16 protein-coding genes are annotated in these 18,468 nt (G+C 42.5%); 3 read left to right on the forward strand and 13 right to left on the reverse strand.

Annotated elements, in window-relative coordinates:
- Positions 1–18 precede the first annotated feature (18 nt).
- The 12 genes from kdsA to A4V03_RS02995 form a co-directional block, all read right to left on the reverse strand.
- The gene (gene kdsA, locus A4V03_RS02930; RefSeq protein WP_024986322.1) at positions 19–819 is read right to left on the reverse strand and encodes a 3-deoxy-8-phosphooctulonate synthase; all 801 of its coding nucleotides are present in this window, start codon (positions 817–819) and stop codon (positions 19–21) included.
- A gap of 108 nt (positions 820–927) precedes the next feature.
- On the reverse strand, positions 928–1,854 hold the full coding sequence (locus A4V03_RS02935; RefSeq protein ID WP_065537892.1) for a diacylglycerol/lipid kinase family protein: 927 nt from the start codon (positions 1,852–1,854) through the stop codon (positions 928–930).
- Between the two features lie 57 nt (positions 1,855–1,911).
- Positions 1,912–2,832, reverse strand: a complete 921-nt coding sequence (miaA, locus tag A4V03_RS02940; RefSeq protein WP_065537893.1) for a tRNA (adenosine(37)-N6)-dimethylallyltransferase MiaA — start codon at positions 2,830–2,832, stop codon at positions 1,912–1,914.
- Between the two features lie 642 nt (positions 2,833–3,474).
- Complete coding sequence (locus A4V03_RS02950) at positions 3,475–4,680, reverse strand: hypothetical protein (RefSeq protein ID WP_065537895.1); 1,206 nt, start codon at positions 4,678–4,680, stop codon at positions 3,475–3,477.
- 105 nt (positions 4,681–4,785) lie between these two features.
- Positions 4,786–5,430 carry an ATP-binding cassette domain-containing protein gene (locus tag A4V03_RS02955; protein ID WP_065537896.1) on the reverse strand — a complete coding sequence of 215 codons (645 nt, stop codon included), beginning with the start codon at positions 5,428–5,430 and terminating at the stop codon, positions 4,786–4,788.
- A gap of 20 nt (positions 5,431–5,450) precedes the next feature.
- The gene (locus tag A4V03_RS02960) at positions 5,451–6,998 is read right to left on the reverse strand and encodes a DUF4836 family protein (protein WP_065537897.1); all 1,548 of its coding nucleotides are present in this window, start codon (positions 6,996–6,998) and stop codon (positions 5,451–5,453) included.
- Positions 6,999–7,049: 51 nt separating this feature from the next.
- Entirely contained in the window at positions 7,050–7,748 is a 699-nt protein-coding gene (locus A4V03_RS02965; protein ID WP_065537898.1) for a 16S rRNA (uracil(1498)-N(3))-methyltransferase, read from the reverse strand.
- Positions 7,749–7,756: 8 nt separating this feature from the next.
- The gene (locus A4V03_RS02970; RefSeq protein WP_065537899.1) at positions 7,757–8,341 is read right to left on the reverse strand and encodes a bifunctional nuclease family protein; all 585 of its coding nucleotides are present in this window, start codon (positions 8,339–8,341) and stop codon (positions 7,757–7,759) included.
- A 13-nt stretch (positions 8,342–8,354) separates the two neighbouring features.
- Positions 8,355–9,605: a nucleoside permease gene (locus A4V03_RS02975; RefSeq protein WP_065537900.1), complete on the reverse strand. Its 1,251-nt coding sequence runs from the start codon at positions 9,603–9,605 to the stop codon at positions 8,355–8,357.
- A gap of 525 nt (positions 9,606–10,130) precedes the next feature.
- Entirely contained in the window at positions 10,131–11,309 is a 1,179-nt protein-coding gene (locus A4V03_RS02985) for a class I SAM-dependent rRNA methyltransferase (RefSeq protein WP_065537901.1), read from the reverse strand.
- Between the two features lie 105 nt (positions 11,310–11,414).
- Positions 11,415–12,083, reverse strand: a complete 669-nt coding sequence (locus A4V03_RS02990) for a 3'-5' exonuclease (RefSeq protein ID WP_065537902.1) — start codon at positions 12,081–12,083, stop codon at positions 11,415–11,417.
- Positions 12,084–12,085: 2 nt separating this feature from the next.
- Entirely contained in the window at positions 12,086–12,754 is a 669-nt protein-coding gene (locus A4V03_RS02995) for a DUF5063 domain-containing protein (protein ID WP_065537903.1), read from the reverse strand.
- 127 nt (positions 12,755–12,881) lie between these two features.
- On the opposite strand from A4V03_RS02995, the gene A4V03_RS03000 reads away from it, so the two are divergent.
- The 3 genes from A4V03_RS03000 to trxB are packed head-to-tail and all read left to right on the forward strand — an operon-like array spanning position 12,882 to position 17,028.
- Positions 12,882–15,374 carry a DNA translocase FtsK gene (locus A4V03_RS03000; protein ID WP_065537904.1) on the forward strand — a complete coding sequence of 831 codons (2,493 nt, stop codon included), beginning with the start codon at positions 12,882–12,884 and terminating at the stop codon, positions 15,372–15,374.
- A gap of 19 nt (positions 15,375–15,393) precedes the next feature.
- Entirely contained in the window at positions 15,394–16,041 is a 648-nt protein-coding gene (locus tag A4V03_RS03005) for a LolA-like putative outer membrane lipoprotein chaperone (RefSeq protein ID WP_065537905.1), read from the forward strand.
- 36 nt (positions 16,042–16,077) lie between these two features.
- Positions 16,078–17,028, forward strand: coding sequence for a thioredoxin-disulfide reductase (gene trxB / locus A4V03_RS03010; RefSeq protein ID WP_065537906.1), 951 nt, complete (start codon positions 16,078–16,080; stop codon positions 17,026–17,028).
- A 149-nt stretch (positions 17,029–17,177) separates the two neighbouring features.
- On the opposite strand, the gene A4V03_RS03015 is transcribed toward trxB, so the two are convergent.
- Entirely contained in the window at positions 17,178–18,467 is a 1,290-nt protein-coding gene (locus A4V03_RS03015; protein ID WP_065537907.1) for a thioredoxin domain-containing protein, read from the reverse strand.
- Position 18,468 lies beyond the last annotated feature (1 nt).

Consider the following 18,468-nt stretch of genomic DNA (forward strand, 5'->3'; position numbering starts at 1 on the left):
ATAGACAGGGAAAAAACGTCATTTTATAGCTTCGCGTATGCGGACTAACTTAGTTAACAGCCCTTCCAACAGGTCTAATTTGAGCATATTGGCACCGTCACTTTTGGCTACAGCAGGATTTTCGTGCGTTTCGATAAAGATGCCGTCAACGCCTACGGAAATGCCTGCTTTGGCTATGGTTTCTATCAGTTGCGGCATTCCACCGGTCACTCCGCTGGTTTGGTTGGGCTGTTGCAATGAATGGGTGACATCCAGGATGACAGGATAACCGAATGTCTGCATTTCGGGGATACCGCGATAGTCAACGACCAAATCCTGATAACCGAAAGTTGTTCCGCGTTCGGTCAGCATCACATTCTTGTTTCCGGTTTCCACTACTTTGTCGGCAGCAAACTGCATAGCCAAAGGTGAGAGGAACTGTCCTTTCTTGATGTTAATCGTCTTTCCGGTCTTGGCGGCTGCTACCAACAGGTCTGTCTGGCGACAAAGGAAAGCAGGAATCTGAAGAATATCCACATATTCGGCTGCCATTTCTGCTTCTTCGGCACTATGGATATCTGTTACGGTAGGAACTCCGAACGTATCGCGTACCTTTTGCAGCACTTTCAGCGCTTTCTCATCGCCGATACCTGTAAACGAATCCAGGCGTGAGCGGTTTGCCTTGCGGTAAGACCCTTTGAATACATAAGGAATCTGCAATGCTTCGGTGATTTTAACCACTCGTTCGGCAATACGCATTGCCATCTCTTCGCCTTCTATCACACAAGGACCGGCAAGTAGGAAGAAATTGCCGGCAGGATTGTTTTTAAGTTCTATCATTTTTATACTATTGTTAGTTGATTTCTTAAGCACGGATTACGCGGGATGATTACACAGTTTGTGCAGATTATGATTTACTGGAAACCGTGTAATCTGTGCCTGATTTTATTAGTTCGGAATAATAAGTGTTGTCTTTTCAGGAAGTATGCCCACTTCCAAAGGAAAATGCTTAGGCAATAAACGTCCGTCCAAATCCACAGACGCGTTTTGTGCCCGGAGTACTTTCACTTTCTTTGTCCGGTAGCTTTTCACTACTTTGTGATTCAGTATTCTTCCCTGAATAAGCATCCATAAGCCGGAGATGATTTGCAGGAATTCCGGGCGGTAGATGACGGATACGTCCAGCCATCCGTTGTAAGGAACGGCACTCGGAGTCTGTCCCCATCCCCATGCGCTGCCTACGCATACCGTCATGATGCGTCCGCGGATGTGCTCGTCATTGATGCGTAGATGCATTCTGTATAGTTTCCGTTCGAATATCAACGAGAACAGGGCGGCAACATACGAAAGGAATTTCACTCCCCAGAAACGTTTGGTCTGGTCGGTGATTTTTACGATTCGTGCACCCAGTCCGATATTGACGGCATTGAGGAAGTAGCGGCGATGATGTTCTTTGCCGTCATAGAAGTTGCAGTATCCTACGTCTATCTTTTTCAGGCGGTGGTTGATGATACAGTCTACGGCAGGTTTATACTCGGTGCTGAGGCCCCAATATCTGGCGAAGTCGTTTCCGATACCGTTCGGTATAAAACCGAGGGCTATATTCTCTTTGTCTTCGGCATCGGATAGCATAATGCCGTTAATGGCATCGTTCAAAGCGCCATCACCACCCACAACGACAATCGTGCGATAACCGTTGTTTGCTAAAATCTTAGCGAGACGTTCTACTGAGCCGAAACCTTCGGATTGCACATAGTCATAGTCGACACCTTTGCTGTCCATGTATTCCTTGATTTCTTTCCAGCGTTTTTTTACCTTTCGGGTGCCGGCTTTCGGGTTATAAATCACTCCCCATTTCTTCGGTTCTACACTCATATCCGTATTTCTATCCTACTGTATTTAAAATCTCACTATAAATAACTGCCAAATATACTAAATCCCTTCCAGTTTTTCTTTGACAAAGGCTATCTTTTCTTCCATCGGCAGCTTCGCGCTCATCCAATGGATGGTAAATCCTCTTCTTTCCATGCCCCGGAACCAGGTCATCTGCCGTTTGGCAAATTGGTGAATGGCTATTTCCAGACCATTGAACATTTCTTCATAAGTCAATTCGCCTATGACGTACAAGGTCAGGTACTTGTATTCCAGTCCGTAGTATATCAAATCATCCGGTGCGATACCTTGTTCAATTAAATGTCGCACTTCGTCGACCATGCCTTCGTCCAACCGTTGTTTCAGTCTCCGGCTAATCTTTTCGCGACGCAGTTCCCGATCGATATCCACACCAATGATAAGGCTGTTCAATTTCGGAAATTCCCGTTCGGGGACGGGATTGGCAGCATAATACTCTTCAATCTCTATTGCACGGATAGCACGTTTCACGGTATCTACGTCGGTGGAGTTGTGTAATGTTTTGTACCGACCTAATATTTCCGTCAGTTCTTCCAGAGAATGATTAGCCAGGCGGGCACGTAATTCAGGGTTTTCCGGCACGGGCATCAGTTTATATCCTTTCAATACGGATTCCAGATACATGCCTGTCCCTCCACATAAAACGGGGAGACAACCTTTTTGTTTGATGGCTTCGTAAGAAATCAGGAAATCGCGTTGATATTCGAATACATTATATTTATATCCAGGGTCGGCAATGTCAATCAAGTGATAGGGGATAGCACGTCCGTTTACCGTATAGTCGGCAAGGTCTTTTCCCGTACCGAGATCCATCCCACGATATATCTGTCGGGAATCGGCACTGATAATTTCTGTGTTAAGTTCATAGGCCAAGGCAGCGGCAAAGGGAGTTTTACCCGAGGCTGTAGGTCCGAGTATGGCGATTAAATCATAGTCCGGCATAGCTTCATTCTTTTATATCTGCAAAATTACGAAATAATTTTAACCTGTTTGATATTCAATCACTTTTTTATTTCGTTTTCCTTTTCTATCTGATATCTATTGTATAGATAGATGTATATCTTTGTGTTATTCTGCCGGAGTCTTTATGCTTTTTAATCAAACGTGTGGATTCTTTATGTTTTTAGATAAAATAGTGGCTTTTTGCTTGAAGATGCCCATTAGTTCCAATTGTCCCATATATTGTGGGAAAACTTTCCCTCATATTAAGGGAAAACTTTCCCGAGCAGTTGGGAATCTTTTCCCGAGCAGTTGGGAATCTTTTCCCAAGCAGTTGGGAATCTTTTCCCACAATATGTGGGACTAAAACACTGTATATGGAAACATACAAAAGGAATACATAGTTTTGTTTATTGCAACACTAGTTTCCGGCACACGACACTATGAGAAATACCTTGAAACACTATGAGAATATGGTCTGTTTTAAGCTAAAATACGGGTAAACTTATGAGAAATACCGTTTTTTAAAAGTATTTCTCATAAGATATCTGTTTGATTATCTTTTGTTTATCTGAAAATTATGAGAATATGAGAAACGAAAATGAAAAATCGTTCGCAGGGAGTACGGAATAGACTCAGTTTCATTTATGATTTATGCATCCAGATAGAAAGTACCTTTCTCTTTACTGCCAGTATGTTGATTACTGATACGACTATGAATAGAAGAATGCCCATGCCGATAGCCGCCCACAGTGATCCGGTTTCCAATTGTGGAAACAACAATCGGATGCTATCTATGTAATAACTGCGTAGCCAGGAAACTAATCCGATGGATAATACAAGTACGATAACATTCAGTCCTACCGTGAGTAACTGATAAGGCAAGGCTACTTTGTTGGGACTGTATCCGATTAATAACAGACTTTCCAGCTTAGTCGTATTTTTCTGCAAGAGCAAGAAAATGCTCAACATCAGGATATAGAATGAAAGAATACTGATAAATAAACCTACTCCCAATACAATGCCTACGATAAGACGGAGGAAATAAGTCGTTTTTCCGGCGTCCAGTTTGCCGTCTTCCGTTTCATATCCTTTCTTTTGAAAATAGCTGGCGATGGCGGAATCTGCTGGGTTGTTCACTTCAATAATCAATCGCGCCGGCTGAGCTTCTGCATTCGGTGCGAAATTCTCATTCGCCCATTTCATAAAAGACTGGGGAACAAGAATCGTATTCAGACGATTGGAGAAGCCGACAATGTTTCCTTTGTACTGTTCCACCCGTCCGTTTCCACGCATCATGATATCCATTTGAATCAGCCCCATCAATCCTTCCGAGAGTTTGGGAAGACTGCGGCTTTGTGCAAAACCGAAGTTATAAAGGTTCAGATAGTTGCGGGGAATGATAATAGGTATAGTATGCGTGCTTTCATCGAAGTGCCACTTGTCGAGTTTGATGTCGACAAACTCATCAGGAACAGACTCAAAAAACATATCCGTGGAAAGATGAATACCAGCTTCCTGCATGCCCAATCCTGCCGATACTTTGAATTGAGAAGGAGTGAAAGCCCCTATTGTTTTGGTAAACGGTTGTTTCTTCAAATCCGCAATATCTTCGGCAGAGAACGTATTACTCTTTCCGGCAAAAGAACCAAGTGTGCTGATTTTCTTGGTAGCTATGATGAAATCCTTTTTCATAAAGCTGTCTCCCTCGGTAAATACCGGAATGACGTCTTTATAAAACTGCACACTAAGCAATACAATCATCATGCCGAATAGATTGGCTAAAAAGAAACCGGCCAATTGACCGATACTGATATGTTGGCGGAGGAGCTTCCAGACAAGAGTTGGCATTTTATTTATGATTTTACGATTTACGATTTGAAATGTTGCAGTGGAGGGAGACGGCTGATTTTCTCACTTACTATTTTTCACTCATTTTTTGTTATTTATTACTCGTTACAGTTGAAGTATATGGTTGTAAGGCAACTCGATATGCTTACCGATGGAGGTTGCGATTACACCGGCTCCTTGTGTCTTTGCCTCGGCAATGATAAGTTCACCCATGATGCGGCTGTTATCATCATCCAGATGGCTGATCGGTTCATCCAGAAATAAAAAGTCGAACGGCTGGCAGAGTGCCCGGATAAAGGCGACACGTTGCTGCTGTCCGAAAGATAGTTTGCCGGCTTTCACATTTATTTTATCTGCGATACCCAGTTGCTCGAAGAATGATAGGATTTCTTTTTTCTTTTTGTATCCGGTAAGGTTATTCTTCAATTGCACATTTTCAAGAGCGGTCAGTTCGGTGAAGATGCGTAAATCTTGAAAAAGCATACTTAGTGAATGCTTTCTTAGGTCGACCCATTGCTTCACGGAGTATGCTTTGATATTGGTTTCATCGAAATTAATAATCCCCTGATAGTCGTTGCGATAACCATAGATATAGCTACACAACGAAGATTTTCCGGTGCCGGAAGCTGCTTCAATCAGATACATTTCTTCTTTCCGGAAGATAAGATCCTGGTGCCATACATCCGAAGTCACCGAATTACGGTCAGCAAACACTTGGGGAAGTGTTTGCTGCAGGTGAATACTATTCATACCGTTTGTTTACAAATTAATTACATGCCGGCAAATTGCTTGGCAAAGTCTACGATTTGTTTGAGAGCGTTGACGTCTTTGTCTTTCAGGCAAAGGTCGATCTCGCTGATTTCTCCTTCTGAACTCATTGACAGATAAGAAACCTTATTGGCTAACTCAATATATGTTTTAACTTCCTGTCCTCCGAAACCTGCTACCATTTTAACAACAGGCAAGTCCAGTATTGCGTCAGCGTTGATTGCTACAAAGATGTTTTTTCCCTTCATATCCGATGCGTATGGAGCATCTTTTATTGATTTGTCGGCAGCTTTGCCCACGTTCTTGTAGAGTAATTCATCATTGGTAGCATACATTTGTTTATCCTTCATACCGAAAAATATATTCATGCCTTTTGTTTTGTAGACATATTCATCCTTGCCAAGTTGAATGATATCTTCCCCTCTTTTCATTCCCAATGATTGCTTGTTCTTATAAATTGTTTCGAGGGCATTACCGTTTTTAACATCCGCATACATCATGAAAGTAGGAGCACTGTTCATCGTTACGTTGATTAATCCCGCAGAAATATCACCATTGAACGAGCCGAACAACTCTTTTACTTCGTCTGCTTTAGCAATAGATACTGTATGGCGGAATTCCTTATTCTCGCTCAACAGATTGTAAAGCCCTTCTCCTTTCACACCTACATTGAAGAACATCAGTGTGGAAGACGGGAAGTATTTAACGAAAGTGTTGTTTGCTTTTCCAAATGACTCCATTTGTTTTTTGATAAGCGCTTTCACGGCTTCGTTTTCAGTATAATTTTCTGTTTTGAGGGCAATCTTGCCTTTCTCAAAATTCAGTCCTCCTACAAGAGTGATATCCTCTGTTTTCACCTCGGTTGGTAAACCCATGCTTATCTGGTTGCGATAGGTTGCAGGGATAGCTTCCATAGAAGCAAGGAAGTTAATATCGCTTTTCTGCTTTTCCATTTTTTGGAAAGCTCCTGATTTTACGATACTGTTATCTGCTGTTTGTTTCAACAAATTAGTGATGGCTTCTTTGGCTTTTTCGGTTTGAGTGGTTCCGCTTACATTGACTATCAATACAGTAGAACTGTTGAAAGCGAGCAGGCTGCCAGTCATTGTTGTAAAACTGTAGCCGTCAGCTTCGCTTATCGGCTGGCAGATTTGTTCTTTAGCCATCACGTCGAGTGAAGCATGAAGGTTGTCCTCATTGCTTACTTTACCTACAACAGTAGGGTAAGGGAAAGAAGAGGAAGAGAATACATAGAATGGAGATGCTACATCGATTCCCGATTCACCCGGATTCTTCATCACCTTTTCCAATTGTTGGAAGGTGGCGGCATTCATTCCGCTTTTCAGTGCTTCCAGTACTTTTTGTTTCGCAGCTTCATTCTCTTTATCATCCAATCCCGCTTTACTTGCAAGGGATTTGAGGTTGATAGAGGCAACTACCGAAGCGTCAGCCGGTATCACATGGGTATATTCCGATGTTTTGGAACATGCTGCCAGAAAAACAATCAGTACTGCCAGTACCGAGAGTCGTGAAATCGTTTTCTTTGCCATACTTATGTTATTTAAAAGTTGTATAATTATTGATTCAGGCGTTTCTTTTCATTATTGATTTTGTAGATTCAGCGTATGGCAGGCCACTAGTGCTGCTGTTTCTGTACGAAGCCGTGATTTGCCCAAACTAATAGGTTTAAATCCCTGTTCGATGGCTTTCTTCACTTCTTCTTCACTGAAATCTCCTTCGGGACCTATCAGGACAAGGGCGTCTTCTCCAGGTTTCAGGACATTCTTTAATAAAGGTTTTTCACCTTCATAACAGTGGGCGATGAACTTCTGTCCTTTGAACTCCTGTCTGATGAACAGATTGAATTCGATCATCTCATTCAATTTAGGCAACCGCGCCTTGAGAGATTGTTTGATTGCTGATACAAGAATCTTTTCAATCCGTTCGGTCTTGATGACTTTACGTTCCGAGAAACGGCAGTTGAGGAAAGTCAGTTCGTCAAATCCGATTTCGGTAGCTTTCTCTGCAAACCATTCGTTACGGTCCATGTTCTTTGTCGGTGCCATGGCAATGTGTAAATGGCACGGCCATAACGGTTCCTGAAAAATCGTTTCTTTGATCGTTACAAAACAACGTTTGTTGGTCGCAACAGTAATTTCAGCTTTGTAGAAGTTCCCCTTACCGTCCGTAAGAGTGATTTCATCTCCGATACCTAATCGTAGAACGCGGGTACAATGTTGTGCTTCCTCTTCGGGAAGTTCGTTGCTTTTCTGTATATCGGGAGTATAAAAAACGTGCATAATGTTACTTACTGGTTTTTATTTCTTGAGTTGATTTGGTCACGTATCCGGGCGGCTAATTCATAATTCTCATCTTTGATAGCTTGTTCCAGTGCTTCCTCAAGCGTTCTGGAAGTAGCACCTGGCAAATCATGTTCTTCTTCTTCGTTGTCCGTCTCTTCGGAGCGGATTCTTTTTTTCGATGACATGTGAAGACATTCTTGTTCAAGAATAGAATCATAAATAAGAATTGGGCAGTCGGCACGCACTGCCAAGGCAATTGCGTCTGAAGTCCGTGCGTCGATACGTATAATCTCTTCGTCTTTCTTAAGGTAAATATAGGAGTAGAAAATGCCCTCCTTTGCTTTGTAAATTAGCACACGTATCAGGTTGGTCCCCAGTGCGTTGAGGCTTGTTGTAAACAGATCGTGTGTCAATGGACGGGGTGTTTTTACTCCTTTTAGATATAAAGCAGTAGCTTGGGCTTCCGCGGGACCGATGATGATAGGCAGTTGCCGTTCACCGCCCACTTCGCCTAATAGCATAGCAAATGCGCCTACCTGCGCCTGGCTGTTCGTGATATTTACAACTTGTAATTCTACCTTTTTGTCCATCGTTCTCTTTTACTTAATTTGTTTTACTCTCCTGCTGGTGTTTGTACTTGAATACTAAAGCAAACAGGATGCCGATCACCAGCGCGTATGCTGCGAATATCAGCCATATATCCATCCATTCGCGACTCACCAGTCTGCCGTCAGCATACACTGAGAATGCATCAACTACCGCACCGCTGGCATATCCGCCAATGATAGCTCCCAGTCCGTTGGTCATCATAAAGAACAACCCCTGTGCACTGGCACGGATGGAGGAATTGGCTTCTTGTTCAACAAACAATGAACCGGAAATGTTGAAGAAGTCAAAGGCCATACCATAAACGATCATGGAAAGGATCAGCATCCATAGTCCTGATCCCGGATCTCCGAAACCGAACAACCCAAACCGGAACACCCAGGCAAACATACTGATTAGCATGACTTGCTTGATTCCGAAATGGCGCAGGAAGAAAGGTATGGCAAGAATAAACAGTGTTTCCGACATCTGCGAGATGGACAGCAGGATTACCGAATGTTTCACTCCGAAAGATTCTGCATATTCGGGGATGCTGGCAAAGCTACCTAGGAAAAGGTCACCGTAAGTATTTGTAATCTGTAATGCCGCACCTAAAAGCATGGAGAAAAGAAAGAAAATAGCCATCTTCTTTTTCTTGAATAACACCAGTGCATCCAGACCGAAAGCGGAGAGCCATGATTTGTTTTCTGATTTAGCCGGTCGGCAAGCCGGGAGGGTGAAAGAATAAAGCCCGAGCAGTAACGCGGAAGCACCGCCTACATAAAGCTGTGCACTTGAATTCTTAAATCCGGTAAGGTCGACTGCCCACATGGCACAGATGAAACCGATTGTCCCCCATACACGGATAGGAGGGAAGTCTTTAATCAGGTCACATTTATATTGTTCCAGTGCATTGTATGATACAGTGTTAGCGAGGGATAGCGTGGGCATGTATACCAACAGGTTGAGTAGCATGGCCCAATACATCTGGTCATATCCTGTTGCGGTAGAAGCATAGAAGAGGCATCCGGCTCCTACGATATGGCAAAGCCCGTATAAACGTTCTGCATTAAACCATTTATCAGCAATAATACCGATAATACCTGGCATTACCAAAGAAGCAATCCCCATAGTGGCGAAAATGGCTCCGATCTGCCCTCCTTCGAAATGGAGTTCTCTTCCCATATAACCACCTAATGATATTAACCAAGACCCCCATACAAAGAATTGTAGGAAATTCATAATAATCAAACGAACTTTTATACTCATGACTTTTTAAAATTTGTGTTTCTCTTCATGTTCATAAACCTTGCAAATATAATATTTTCGTTGAATAGGTGGACTAGTAATTTGATAAAAAGGGGATAAAAAGGCATAAATGCGAAGAAAAGAGGAATTTTGGGCGTGGAAAAACGAATGAGGGGGATATAAAAAAAAGAAGGCTATCTATCCCAGACAGCCAATCTTTGTTAACCTTAAATCTAATACCATGAAAAACACAGTGCAAAGATATAAGGTTTATGTTATACAACATAATGTTTTCTCGAAAATCTTCTATTTGTTAACTCTAATTAACTTTGAATCCTCCGTTTTTCTGTTACGGCTCTTTTGTATCACCGCAGATTACACGGATTAACACAGATTTTTATCAACCAATCATCATATCCGGATTCTCTGTTCTCACCTTAGAAAAGGAAAGGGACTCCCCGTGGCACCCTGTGGCACCCTGTGGAATCCCTACATGACTTTGTGATAAAAATCTGTGTTAATCCGTGTAATCCGTGGTGAATCCGGTTATTCTACGTAAAGTACCAGACCTTTCAGGTATTCTCCTTCGGGATGGTAGATGTTTACCGGATGGTCGGCGGGTTGAGTCAGTTGATGTAGGATGCGTACGCTACGTCCTGACATGGCTGCTGCAGTAAACACGGCAGTACGGAAATTGTCCTTACTTACTACTTGCGAACAAGAGAAGGTAAACAAGATGCCGCCCGGTTTGATTTTCTCAAATGCTTTGGCATTCAGTTTGCGATAACCTTGCAAAGCATTCCGCAGGGCATCTTTGTGTTTGGCAAATGCGGGCGGGTCGAGAATGATTAAATCATACTGGTCGCCCATGCGGTCGAGATATTTGAAAGCGTCCTCGGCAAAAGCCTCGTGGCGGGAATCGCCGGGGAAGTTCAGTTCTACATTTTTATTCGTCAGATCAATTGCTTTGGCAGAGCTGTCGACAGAGTGGACGAGCTTTGCACCTCCGCGCATGGCATAGAATGAGAATCCGCCGGTATAGCAGAACATATTCAGTACCGAACGGTCTTTGGCATAACGTTCCAGTAAAGAACGGTTTTCGCGCTGGTCTACAAAGAATCCGGTTTTTTGACCTTTCAACCAGTCTACGTGAAACTGCAAACCATATTCTTGCGCGATATTATCACTGCTTCCTCCTTTCAGAAAACCGTTTTCGGGGAAAAGATCTGCTTTAAAAGGAAGAGTTGTTTCTGATTTATAATAGATATTCTCGATCTTGTCGCCCATTACTTCGGATAAAGCTTCGGCAATTGTCATGCGGTCTACGTGCATTCCTGCAGAGTGTGCCTGCATGACTGCAGTCTTGGCATAAACGTCAATAACCAGTCCGGGGAGATTGTCTCCTTCACCATGAACAAGCCGGTAAGTGTTGTTGGTCGGATTGGTGGCGATGCCGATACTGCGACGCATATCGTATGCTATTTCCAGTTTGCGTTTCCAAAAATCGTGATCGATAGGTTCCTGATGGAAAGACAGTACGCGCACAGCAATACTTCCGATCTGGAAATGTCCTTTGGCAATAAATTCTTTTTTGGAGGTGTATACTTCTACAACTTCACCTTCATCGGGCTCTCCGTCAAAACGGGCGATAGCACCGGAAAAAATCCAGGGGTGGAATCTCTTGAGAGAATCTTCTTTACCGGGTTTGAGATATACTTTATGCATAATATAGCCTTTCCCTAACCCTCTCCCAGGGAGAGGAGAATTGAGATAGTTTTGTTATTGGTTATTAATTACTTATTTTATTATTTATCACTTGTTATTTATCGTTTATGACTGCTGGTTGATTATAGGGTCGGTAGTGGCTTCTTCCCTTTCCTTGGGAGCGGGTGGGAGAGCGGCCATTTCCCAATCTCCTGTCTGTTTCAGCTCTTGCAACAGATTATAGATGTTGAGGCAAGCCCATGCATCCGTGGCGGCATATTGTTTCTGCCCGTCGCTCAATACATCAGCTTCCCAATTGGACAAGCGCTGTGATTTGGATATTTTTTCTTTGAATAAGATAGCATAAATCTTTTGCAGACTTTTGTCCTGTATACCGAATTGGTGCACATAGTCCTGCAACTCGATACAGCTTTGTTGGGCAAAAGGTGCGCGTTTGTGCAACATCATAAAGTCATCTTTCAGTGAAAGACCCACTTTGATTACAGCCGGGTTTTCTAATAAGTCAACCAATGGCTGGGTCAATCCCGTCATGTTGAGCCGGAATAGGAAACAACATTCTTCAGAAGAAATCTGGAGGAGTGCTACTTTGTGCGATTGTCCTTTGGTAAAGGAAGGGCGCGTTTCGCTGTCAATGCCTATCACAGATCTGGATTGGAGGTAAGCTACTGCTCTTTCCGTTTCAGCTTCCGATTGGATAACGTAAATGCGTCCCGGAAAAACAGTTTTCGGGAGTTCTTTTAGTTCCTCTTTATCTATGGTTCTTCTTACAAACATTTCTATTTTAATTCATCATCGTGGCAATGGCAACCGTCTTCGTGGCAGTGGCAATCATCGTCGTGGCAATGACAGCCTTCTTCTTCACAATAATCGTTGTCGTCGCTTGGTTCGTAAAATCCTTCTTCATTACCGTTCTCTTCCTCCTCTTCTTCCTGTTGGTTGTATTTCACGTCATGAAGGGCGCGTAGTGTGTTTACCAGTTTCTGTCCCCACAGTGTGCCGAAATTCTCCTGGCAGATAGCCAATGAATCATTCATTGTTTCATTCAGTCCCAGTTGAAAGACAAATATGAAATCTTTAATATCCTGATAAATATCAGCCAGATCTTCCGATATTGATTTCTTGATAGGCTGGTCGCTATAAACCATGTCTTGCACGAATACGTCCAGATAATCATCCTTGTCACCCATCAATCCTGAAAGATTAATGCGCAGAATTTCGTAAATCTCTTCTGTGACATACGTTTCGGGTGCTTCGTCCCCAATCGTCTCACATTTGGGCAACATAGATGCTTTGAGATAGAGCAGGGGGAGTATTTTTAATGATGTATCAACGAAAGTACTACGCTTCATGCGTTCGGCACGTTCGAGAAATGCACAAAATTCGGCGGCTACTGTAACGAACTCAATTACGTTCTTATCAAATATCGTTTGGCTTTCTTTTTCCATGATCTATATTGATTTGAAACGCAAAGGTAAGAAAAAGGATTGAATGAGCGTAGTGCTCGTTATTTTTTTTATTATTTTTGCGGCTTAGAATCTCATTCCAGTTTTATAAAAATAGAATAAAAGACTCATGGCAAAGAAGAAATTAGATAAGGAGGCAGAAAGCACTCCCTCTTCCCCTAGTAAAATTGTGGCTGTATGTAAGAATGAAACAGTTCATTTTGTGATTGGATTGATGCTGGTCATCTTTTCCGTTTACCTGTTGTTGGCTTTTTCCTCCTTCTTCTTTACGGGGGCTGCCGATCAAAGTATTATTGATAGCGGTAGTTCGGCGGATTTGGCGGCTGTTAATAATCAGGTGAAGAATTATGCTGGTTCACGTGGAGCGCAGTTGGCAAGCTATCTGATAAACGACTGTTTCGGTATTTCCTCTTTCTTCATACTTGTTTTTTTGGCAGTGGCAGGATTGAAGTTGATGCGTGTACGTGTGGTCCGCTTGTGGAAGTGGTTTATTGGCTGCACGCTTTTATTAGTCTGGTTCTCCATATTCTTCGGATTTGCTTTTATGGATCATTATCAGGATTCTTTCATTTATCTGGGCGGTATGCATGGATACAATGTCAGTCGTTGGTTAATCTCGCAAGTAGGAGTACCTGGTGTATGGATGATCCTGTTGATAACTGCTATCTGTTTCTTTATATATATAAGTACGCGTACTATTGTTTGGCTGCGTAAACTCTTTGCGTTGAGTTTCTTAAAACGCGAAAAGAAAGAGAAGGAAGAAATCATCCCGGAAGGAGAAGGCGATCAGGAATTCACGACTTCCCAACCGCAGGAAGTGGGGGGCAATTTGGAACGGACGTATAAACAGACACCTCCTCCGGCACCAGTGATGGATATACTGGCTGAAGAACCCGAAGATGAATTCCCTGTCAACCAGCCGGGGTTGGAAGATTCTCCTTTGTCTGATGACAGTGAAGAAGTGACGATGGTGTTTGAACCAACTATTTCCGATCCTGTTCCCGTTGTGCATGACGAACCTTTGGAAGAGACGGAACCCGGGTTTGAAGTAGAACCTGCGACTTCTGAAGAGGAATATGAGGGACCGGAACTCGAACCTTACAATCCTACTAAGGATTTGGAAAACTACCGCTTCCCGACTATTGACCTGATGAAGCATTTCGAAAATGATGATCCGACGATTGACATGGACGAACAAAATGCAAATAAGGATCGTATCATCACTACATTGCGCAGTTTTGGAATCGAAATCAGTACGATTAAAGCAACGGTAGGACCTACGGTAACTCTATACGAAATCACTCCGGAGCAAGGAGTACGTATTTCTAAAATCCGTGGTTTGGAAGATGATATTGCATTAAGTCTTTCTGCTGACGGTATCCGTATCATCGCTCCGATACCGGGTAAAGGAACAATCGGTATTGAAGTGCCGAACAAGAATCCGAAGATCGTTTCCGGACAAAGTGTGATCGGAAGTAAGAAATTCCAGGAATCCAAATATGATCTGCCTATTGTATTGGGTAAGACCATCACGAATGAAGTCTTTATGTTCGACCTTTGCAAGATGCCGCACGTATTGGTGGCAGGTGCAACTGGTCAGGGTAAGTCAGTAGGTTTGAATGCTATTATTACTTCCTTATTATATAAGAAGCATCCGGCAGAATTGAAATTTGTACTGGTCGACCCGAAGAAAGTAGAATTCAGCATCTATTCGGTGATTGAAAATCATTTTCTTGCCAAACTTCCTGATGGAGGCGAACCTATTATTACAGACGTAACAAAGGTTGTGCAAACCCTGAACTCTGTTTGTGTGGAGATGGATACTCGTTATGATCTGTTGAAGATGGCGCATGTACGTAATGTCAGAGAATATAATGAGAAGTTTATCAACCGTCGTCTGAATCCGGAAAAGGGGCATAAGTTTATGCCGTATATCGTAGTGGTTATTGACGAGTTCGGAGATTTGATTATGACTGCCGGTAAGGAAGTGGAACTTCCGATTGCCCGTATTGCGCAGTTGGCACGTGCTGTCGGTATTCACATGATTATTGCTACACAGCGTCCGACTACCAATATCATTACGGGTACGATTAAAGCCAACTTCCCGGCGCGTATCGCTTTCCGTGTATCTGCCATGATGGACTCTCGTACTATTCTTGACCGTCCGGGTGCTAACCGTTTGATTGGTAAGGGGGATATGCTCTTCTTGCAGGGAGCTGATCCGGTGCGTGTACAGTGTGCCTTTATCGATACACCGGAAGTAGAAGAAATTACAAAATTCATTGCCCGTCAGCAGAGTTATCCTACCCCGTTCTTCTTGCCCGAATATGTGAGTGAAGATAGTAATAGTGAAGTAGGGGATATTGATATGGGACGTCTCGACCCGTTGTTTGAAGATGCGGCCCGGTTGGTTGTTATTCATCAGCAAGGTTCCACTTCATTGATTCAGCGTAAATTTGCGATTGGCTATAATCGTGCCGGGCGTATAATGGATCAATTGGAGAAAGCCGGAATTGTAGGTCCTACACAAGGAAGTAAGGCGCGTGACGTGCTGTGCATTGATGATAATGATCTTGAAATGCGATTGAACAATTTACAGTAACAGTTCGTTTATTAATCAAATGAGAAAGTACATTTTTAGTGTTTTAATAGCTTTACTGTCTTTGCCTGTGATTGCTCAACAACAGCAGTCCCAGGCTAAAGTCATTCTTGACAAAACGGCAGAGGCGTTTCGCAAAGCAGGTGGCGTGAAGGCTGATTTTACTGTAAAGGCTGTGGCAAACGGCTTGGTAGAAGGTGCCGAAAATGGAACAATTCAGTTGAAAGGAGAGAAATTCGTGCTGAAAACATCTGATATCATCACTTGGTTTGACGGAAAAACGCAATGGAGTTATGTGACCAAGAATGATGAAGTGAATGTCAGTAATCCGACGCAGGAAGAGTTGCAGCAGATAAATCCGTATACCTTTCTGTATATGTATCAGAAAGGGTTCTCTTATAAGTTTGGGGTGACTAAGACGTTTCGTGGAAAAGCCGTTTGGGAAGTCGTTCTGACTGCCAGGGATAAGAAACAGGAGTTGGAACGTATCACTCTTTTTGTGACGAAGGACACTTATGAACCTCTATATATTTTGCTTCAGCAGCGTGGGCAGCAGACACGTAATGAGATAACCGTTACAAGTTATCAGAAGGGGCAAAATTATACGGATCGTGTTTTTACTTTTGATAAAAAACAATATCCCAATGCGGAGGTGATAGATTTGAGATAACATGTTTTTATAACAAAAAAATAAAGATAAATTAAGATGGCAGAAATAGAAAAAGTGAAATGCCTGATTATAGGTTCAGGACCTGCCGGATATACGGCAGCGATTTACGCAGGACGTGCAAATTTATGTCCGGTACTATATGAAGGATTGCAGCCGGGTGGTCAGTTGACTACTACCACAGACGTAGAGAACTTTCCCGGTTATCCGGAAGGTATCAGTGGTCCGCAGTTGATGGAAGATTTGCGTGCACAGGCAAGCCGTTTCGGAACAGATATTCGTTTCGGTATCGCTACGGCAGCAGATTTAAACAAAGCTCCTTATAAAATAACAATTGACGGTGATAAAGTGATTGAAACGGAATCATTGATTATTGCTACCGGGGCAACTGCTAAATATCTGGGGCTGGAGGATGAAAAGAAATATGCCGGAATGGGTGTAAGCGCTTGTGCTACTTGTGACGGATTTTTCTATCGTAAGAAAGTGGTTGCTGTAGTTGGTGGAGGTGATACTGCTTGTGAAGAAGCGGTTTATCTTGCCGGTCTTGCATCTAAAGTATATCTGATTGTCCGTAAACCTTTCTTGCGTGCATCGAAGATCATGCAAGAACGTGTCATGAACCACGATAAGATTGAAGTTCTTTTTGAACACAATGCAGTTGGTTTGTTTGGTGATAATGGCGTAGAGGGTGTAAATCTGGTGAAACGTTGGGGTGAACCGGATGAAGAACGTTATAGTTTGCCTATCGACGGTTTCTTCCTGGCTATCGGACATCAACCGAATACTGAAATATTTAAGGAGTATATCGATACGGACGAAGTAGGTTATATCATCACAGAAGGTGATAGCCCTCGTACGAAAGTACCCGGAGTTTTTGCGGCGGGAGATGTGGCAGATCCGCATTACCGCCAGGCTATTACAGCTGCGGGAAGTGGATGTAAGGCTGCTTTGGAGGCAGAACGCTATCTCTCTTCTAAAGGACTTGTATGATAAATAGGTCTGTGATATGAACAAATAAATGACAATCACTTTATTCTAGTGTGATTGATTATAAAATAAAACGAGGGTGTCCATTGTGGAAACCCTCGTTTAGTTAAAGTTTTAGATTAGTATAGTTATATAATTAAAAAGAGAGATTTTTATTTCAGGAGTTGTTCTTCAATGATTTGCACATACTTTTCCGGCGTGGCACCAACCTCGATTATTGGCTTGCCGCCTACCGGGATGAAGAATAACGTAGGCAATGCCTGTACACTAAAATGGCTGCATAAATCTTTTTCTTTATCAGCATTTACCTTATAGAATATAACTTTTCCTTTATATTTTTCAGCTAGTTTCTCCATTTCCGGAAGTAGACGCATACATGGACCGCACCACGTAGCCCAAAAATCGATAACTATCGGTTTGTCTCCATTATAGATGAAATCATTTCCTTTCCGGTAGTCGAAAATGTGTTCGAGGAAGAACTGGCGGGTAATTGGATTCAATTTACCATCTTCAACTTTTGTTTCCGTCACTTTAGCTTCCGCTTCCGGTATAGGAACCATATCGAATGGTTGGAAGTAAATTTTCTGATGAATATAGTCAATAGATATAATTCCGTAGTCCAGTATCTTTTTGCCTAATACGGAACGTTTCAAGAATGGGTTTTTCACTGCTATGGCATCTTCAATCTTTGTTTTTACAAACATCGTTTCAGGTAGGATGAGGCTTTCCTCTTCTTGACTTATTTCTTTATATTCATTGGAGACTTTCTGGTTACTTCCTTTGGTATATTGTGTGTTCCATGTATTGAAATCAGCTTCAGTAAGATTCACTAATCCTTCACTCCATGTATCCAGGACAAGAGATATCGGCTTTCCTTGAATGTTTATCGGGCATACTACTCCTAATCCCGTTATCAGGTTAAAATTTTCCCGATAGTTAAGTTTCATATAAGAAGGACGGTAGGGCTGTGTAATCGTAATTTTCTTCCGTTGCATGTCAATGGTTAATACAGAAGTGCGGAAAACAGCACCACTTAATACACCCATAACCCCTAGCTTGCGTAGATAAGGTTCGTCTTCTAATGTGAAAGCCGGAAGATCGTTTGCAAATGTATTTTTACCAATAGCTACTGTCCCCATTTCATATACCTTTCCAACAGGTACCTGTTTAAATACAAAATCTTGGTAAGAACTAAAAGTTCCTCTCTTTTCTGTATTGATGTTTAACTTTTTGAGAGCTTCAGGAAGTAGAGCGTTATGTCCCGATAAATCAAGGACAAAGTCAGCCACTTCACCATTTATAGTGGCTTCCACGATAATTTTCCCATCAATAGTTTCGAATGGAATGACCTCTGTCATACTGTTTTGTGTTTGTGCACTGATGCCTCCTGTGATACAAAATGCAAGCAAACAGAGATACATCTTGGTTATTATTCGTTTCATA

This window comes from Bacteroides caecimuris, assembly GCF_001688725.2.
Taxonomy (GTDB): domain Bacteria; phylum Bacteroidota; class Bacteroidia; order Bacteroidales; family Bacteroidaceae; genus Bacteroides; species Bacteroides caecimuris.

What these genes read in the sequence shown, in the direction of transcription:
- kdsA (WP_024986322.1), bottom strand. Translation starts at nt 819, where the DNA reads ATGATAGAACTTAAAAACAATCCTGCCGGCAATTTCTTCCTACTTGCC.
- A4V03_RS02935 (WP_065537892.1), bottom strand. Translation starts at nt 1,854, where the DNA reads ATGAGTGTAGAACCGAAGAAATGGGGAGTGATTTATAACCCGAAAGCC.
- miaA (WP_065537893.1), bottom strand. Translation starts at nt 2,832, where the DNA reads ATGCCGGACTATGATTTAATCGCCATACTCGGACCTACAGCCTCGGGT.
- A4V03_RS02950 (WP_065537895.1), bottom strand. Translation starts at nt 4,680, where the DNA reads ATGCCAACTCTTGTCTGGAAGCTCCTCCGCCAACATATCAGTATCGGT.
- A4V03_RS02955 (WP_065537896.1), bottom strand. Translation starts at nt 5,430, where the DNA reads ATGAATAGTATTCACCTGCAGCAAACACTTCCCCAAGTGTTTGCTGAC.
- A4V03_RS02960 (WP_065537897.1), bottom strand. Translation starts at nt 6,998, where the DNA reads ATGGCAAAGAAAACGATTTCACGACTCTCGGTACTGGCAGTACTGATT.
- A4V03_RS02965 (WP_065537898.1), bottom strand. Translation starts at nt 7,748, where the DNA reads ATGCACGTTTTTTATACTCCCGATATACAGAAAAGCAACGAACTTCCC.
- A4V03_RS02970 (WP_065537899.1), bottom strand. Translation starts at nt 8,341, where the DNA reads ATGGACAAAAAGGTAGAATTACAAGTTGTAAATATCACGAACAGCCAG.
- A4V03_RS02975 (WP_065537900.1), bottom strand. Translation starts at nt 9,605, where the DNA reads ATGAGTATAAAAGTTCGTTTGATTATTATGAATTTCCTACAATTCTTT.
- A4V03_RS02985 (WP_065537901.1), bottom strand. Translation starts at nt 11,309, where the DNA reads ATGCATAAAGTATATCTCAAACCCGGTAAAGAAGATTCTCTCAAGAGA.
- A4V03_RS02990 (WP_065537902.1), bottom strand. Translation starts at nt 12,083, where the DNA reads ATGTTTGTAAGAAGAACCATAGATAAAGAGGAACTAAAAGAACTCCCG.
- A4V03_RS02995 (WP_065537903.1), bottom strand. Translation starts at nt 12,754, where the DNA reads ATGGAAAAAGAAAGCCAAACGATATTTGATAAGAACGTAATTGAGTTC.
- A4V03_RS03000 (WP_065537904.1), top strand. Translation starts at nt 12,882, where the DNA reads ATGGCAAAGAAGAAATTAGATAAGGAGGCAGAAAGCACTCCCTCTTCC.
- A4V03_RS03005 (WP_065537905.1), top strand. Translation starts at nt 15,394, where the DNA reads ATGAGAAAGTACATTTTTAGTGTTTTAATAGCTTTACTGTCTTTGCCT.
- trxB (WP_065537906.1), top strand. Translation starts at nt 16,078, where the DNA reads ATGGCAGAAATAGAAAAAGTGAAATGCCTGATTATAGGTTCAGGACCT.
- A4V03_RS03015 (WP_065537907.1), bottom strand. Translation starts at nt 18,467, where the DNA reads ATGAAACGAATAATAACCAAGATGTATCTCTGTTTGCTTGCATTTTGT.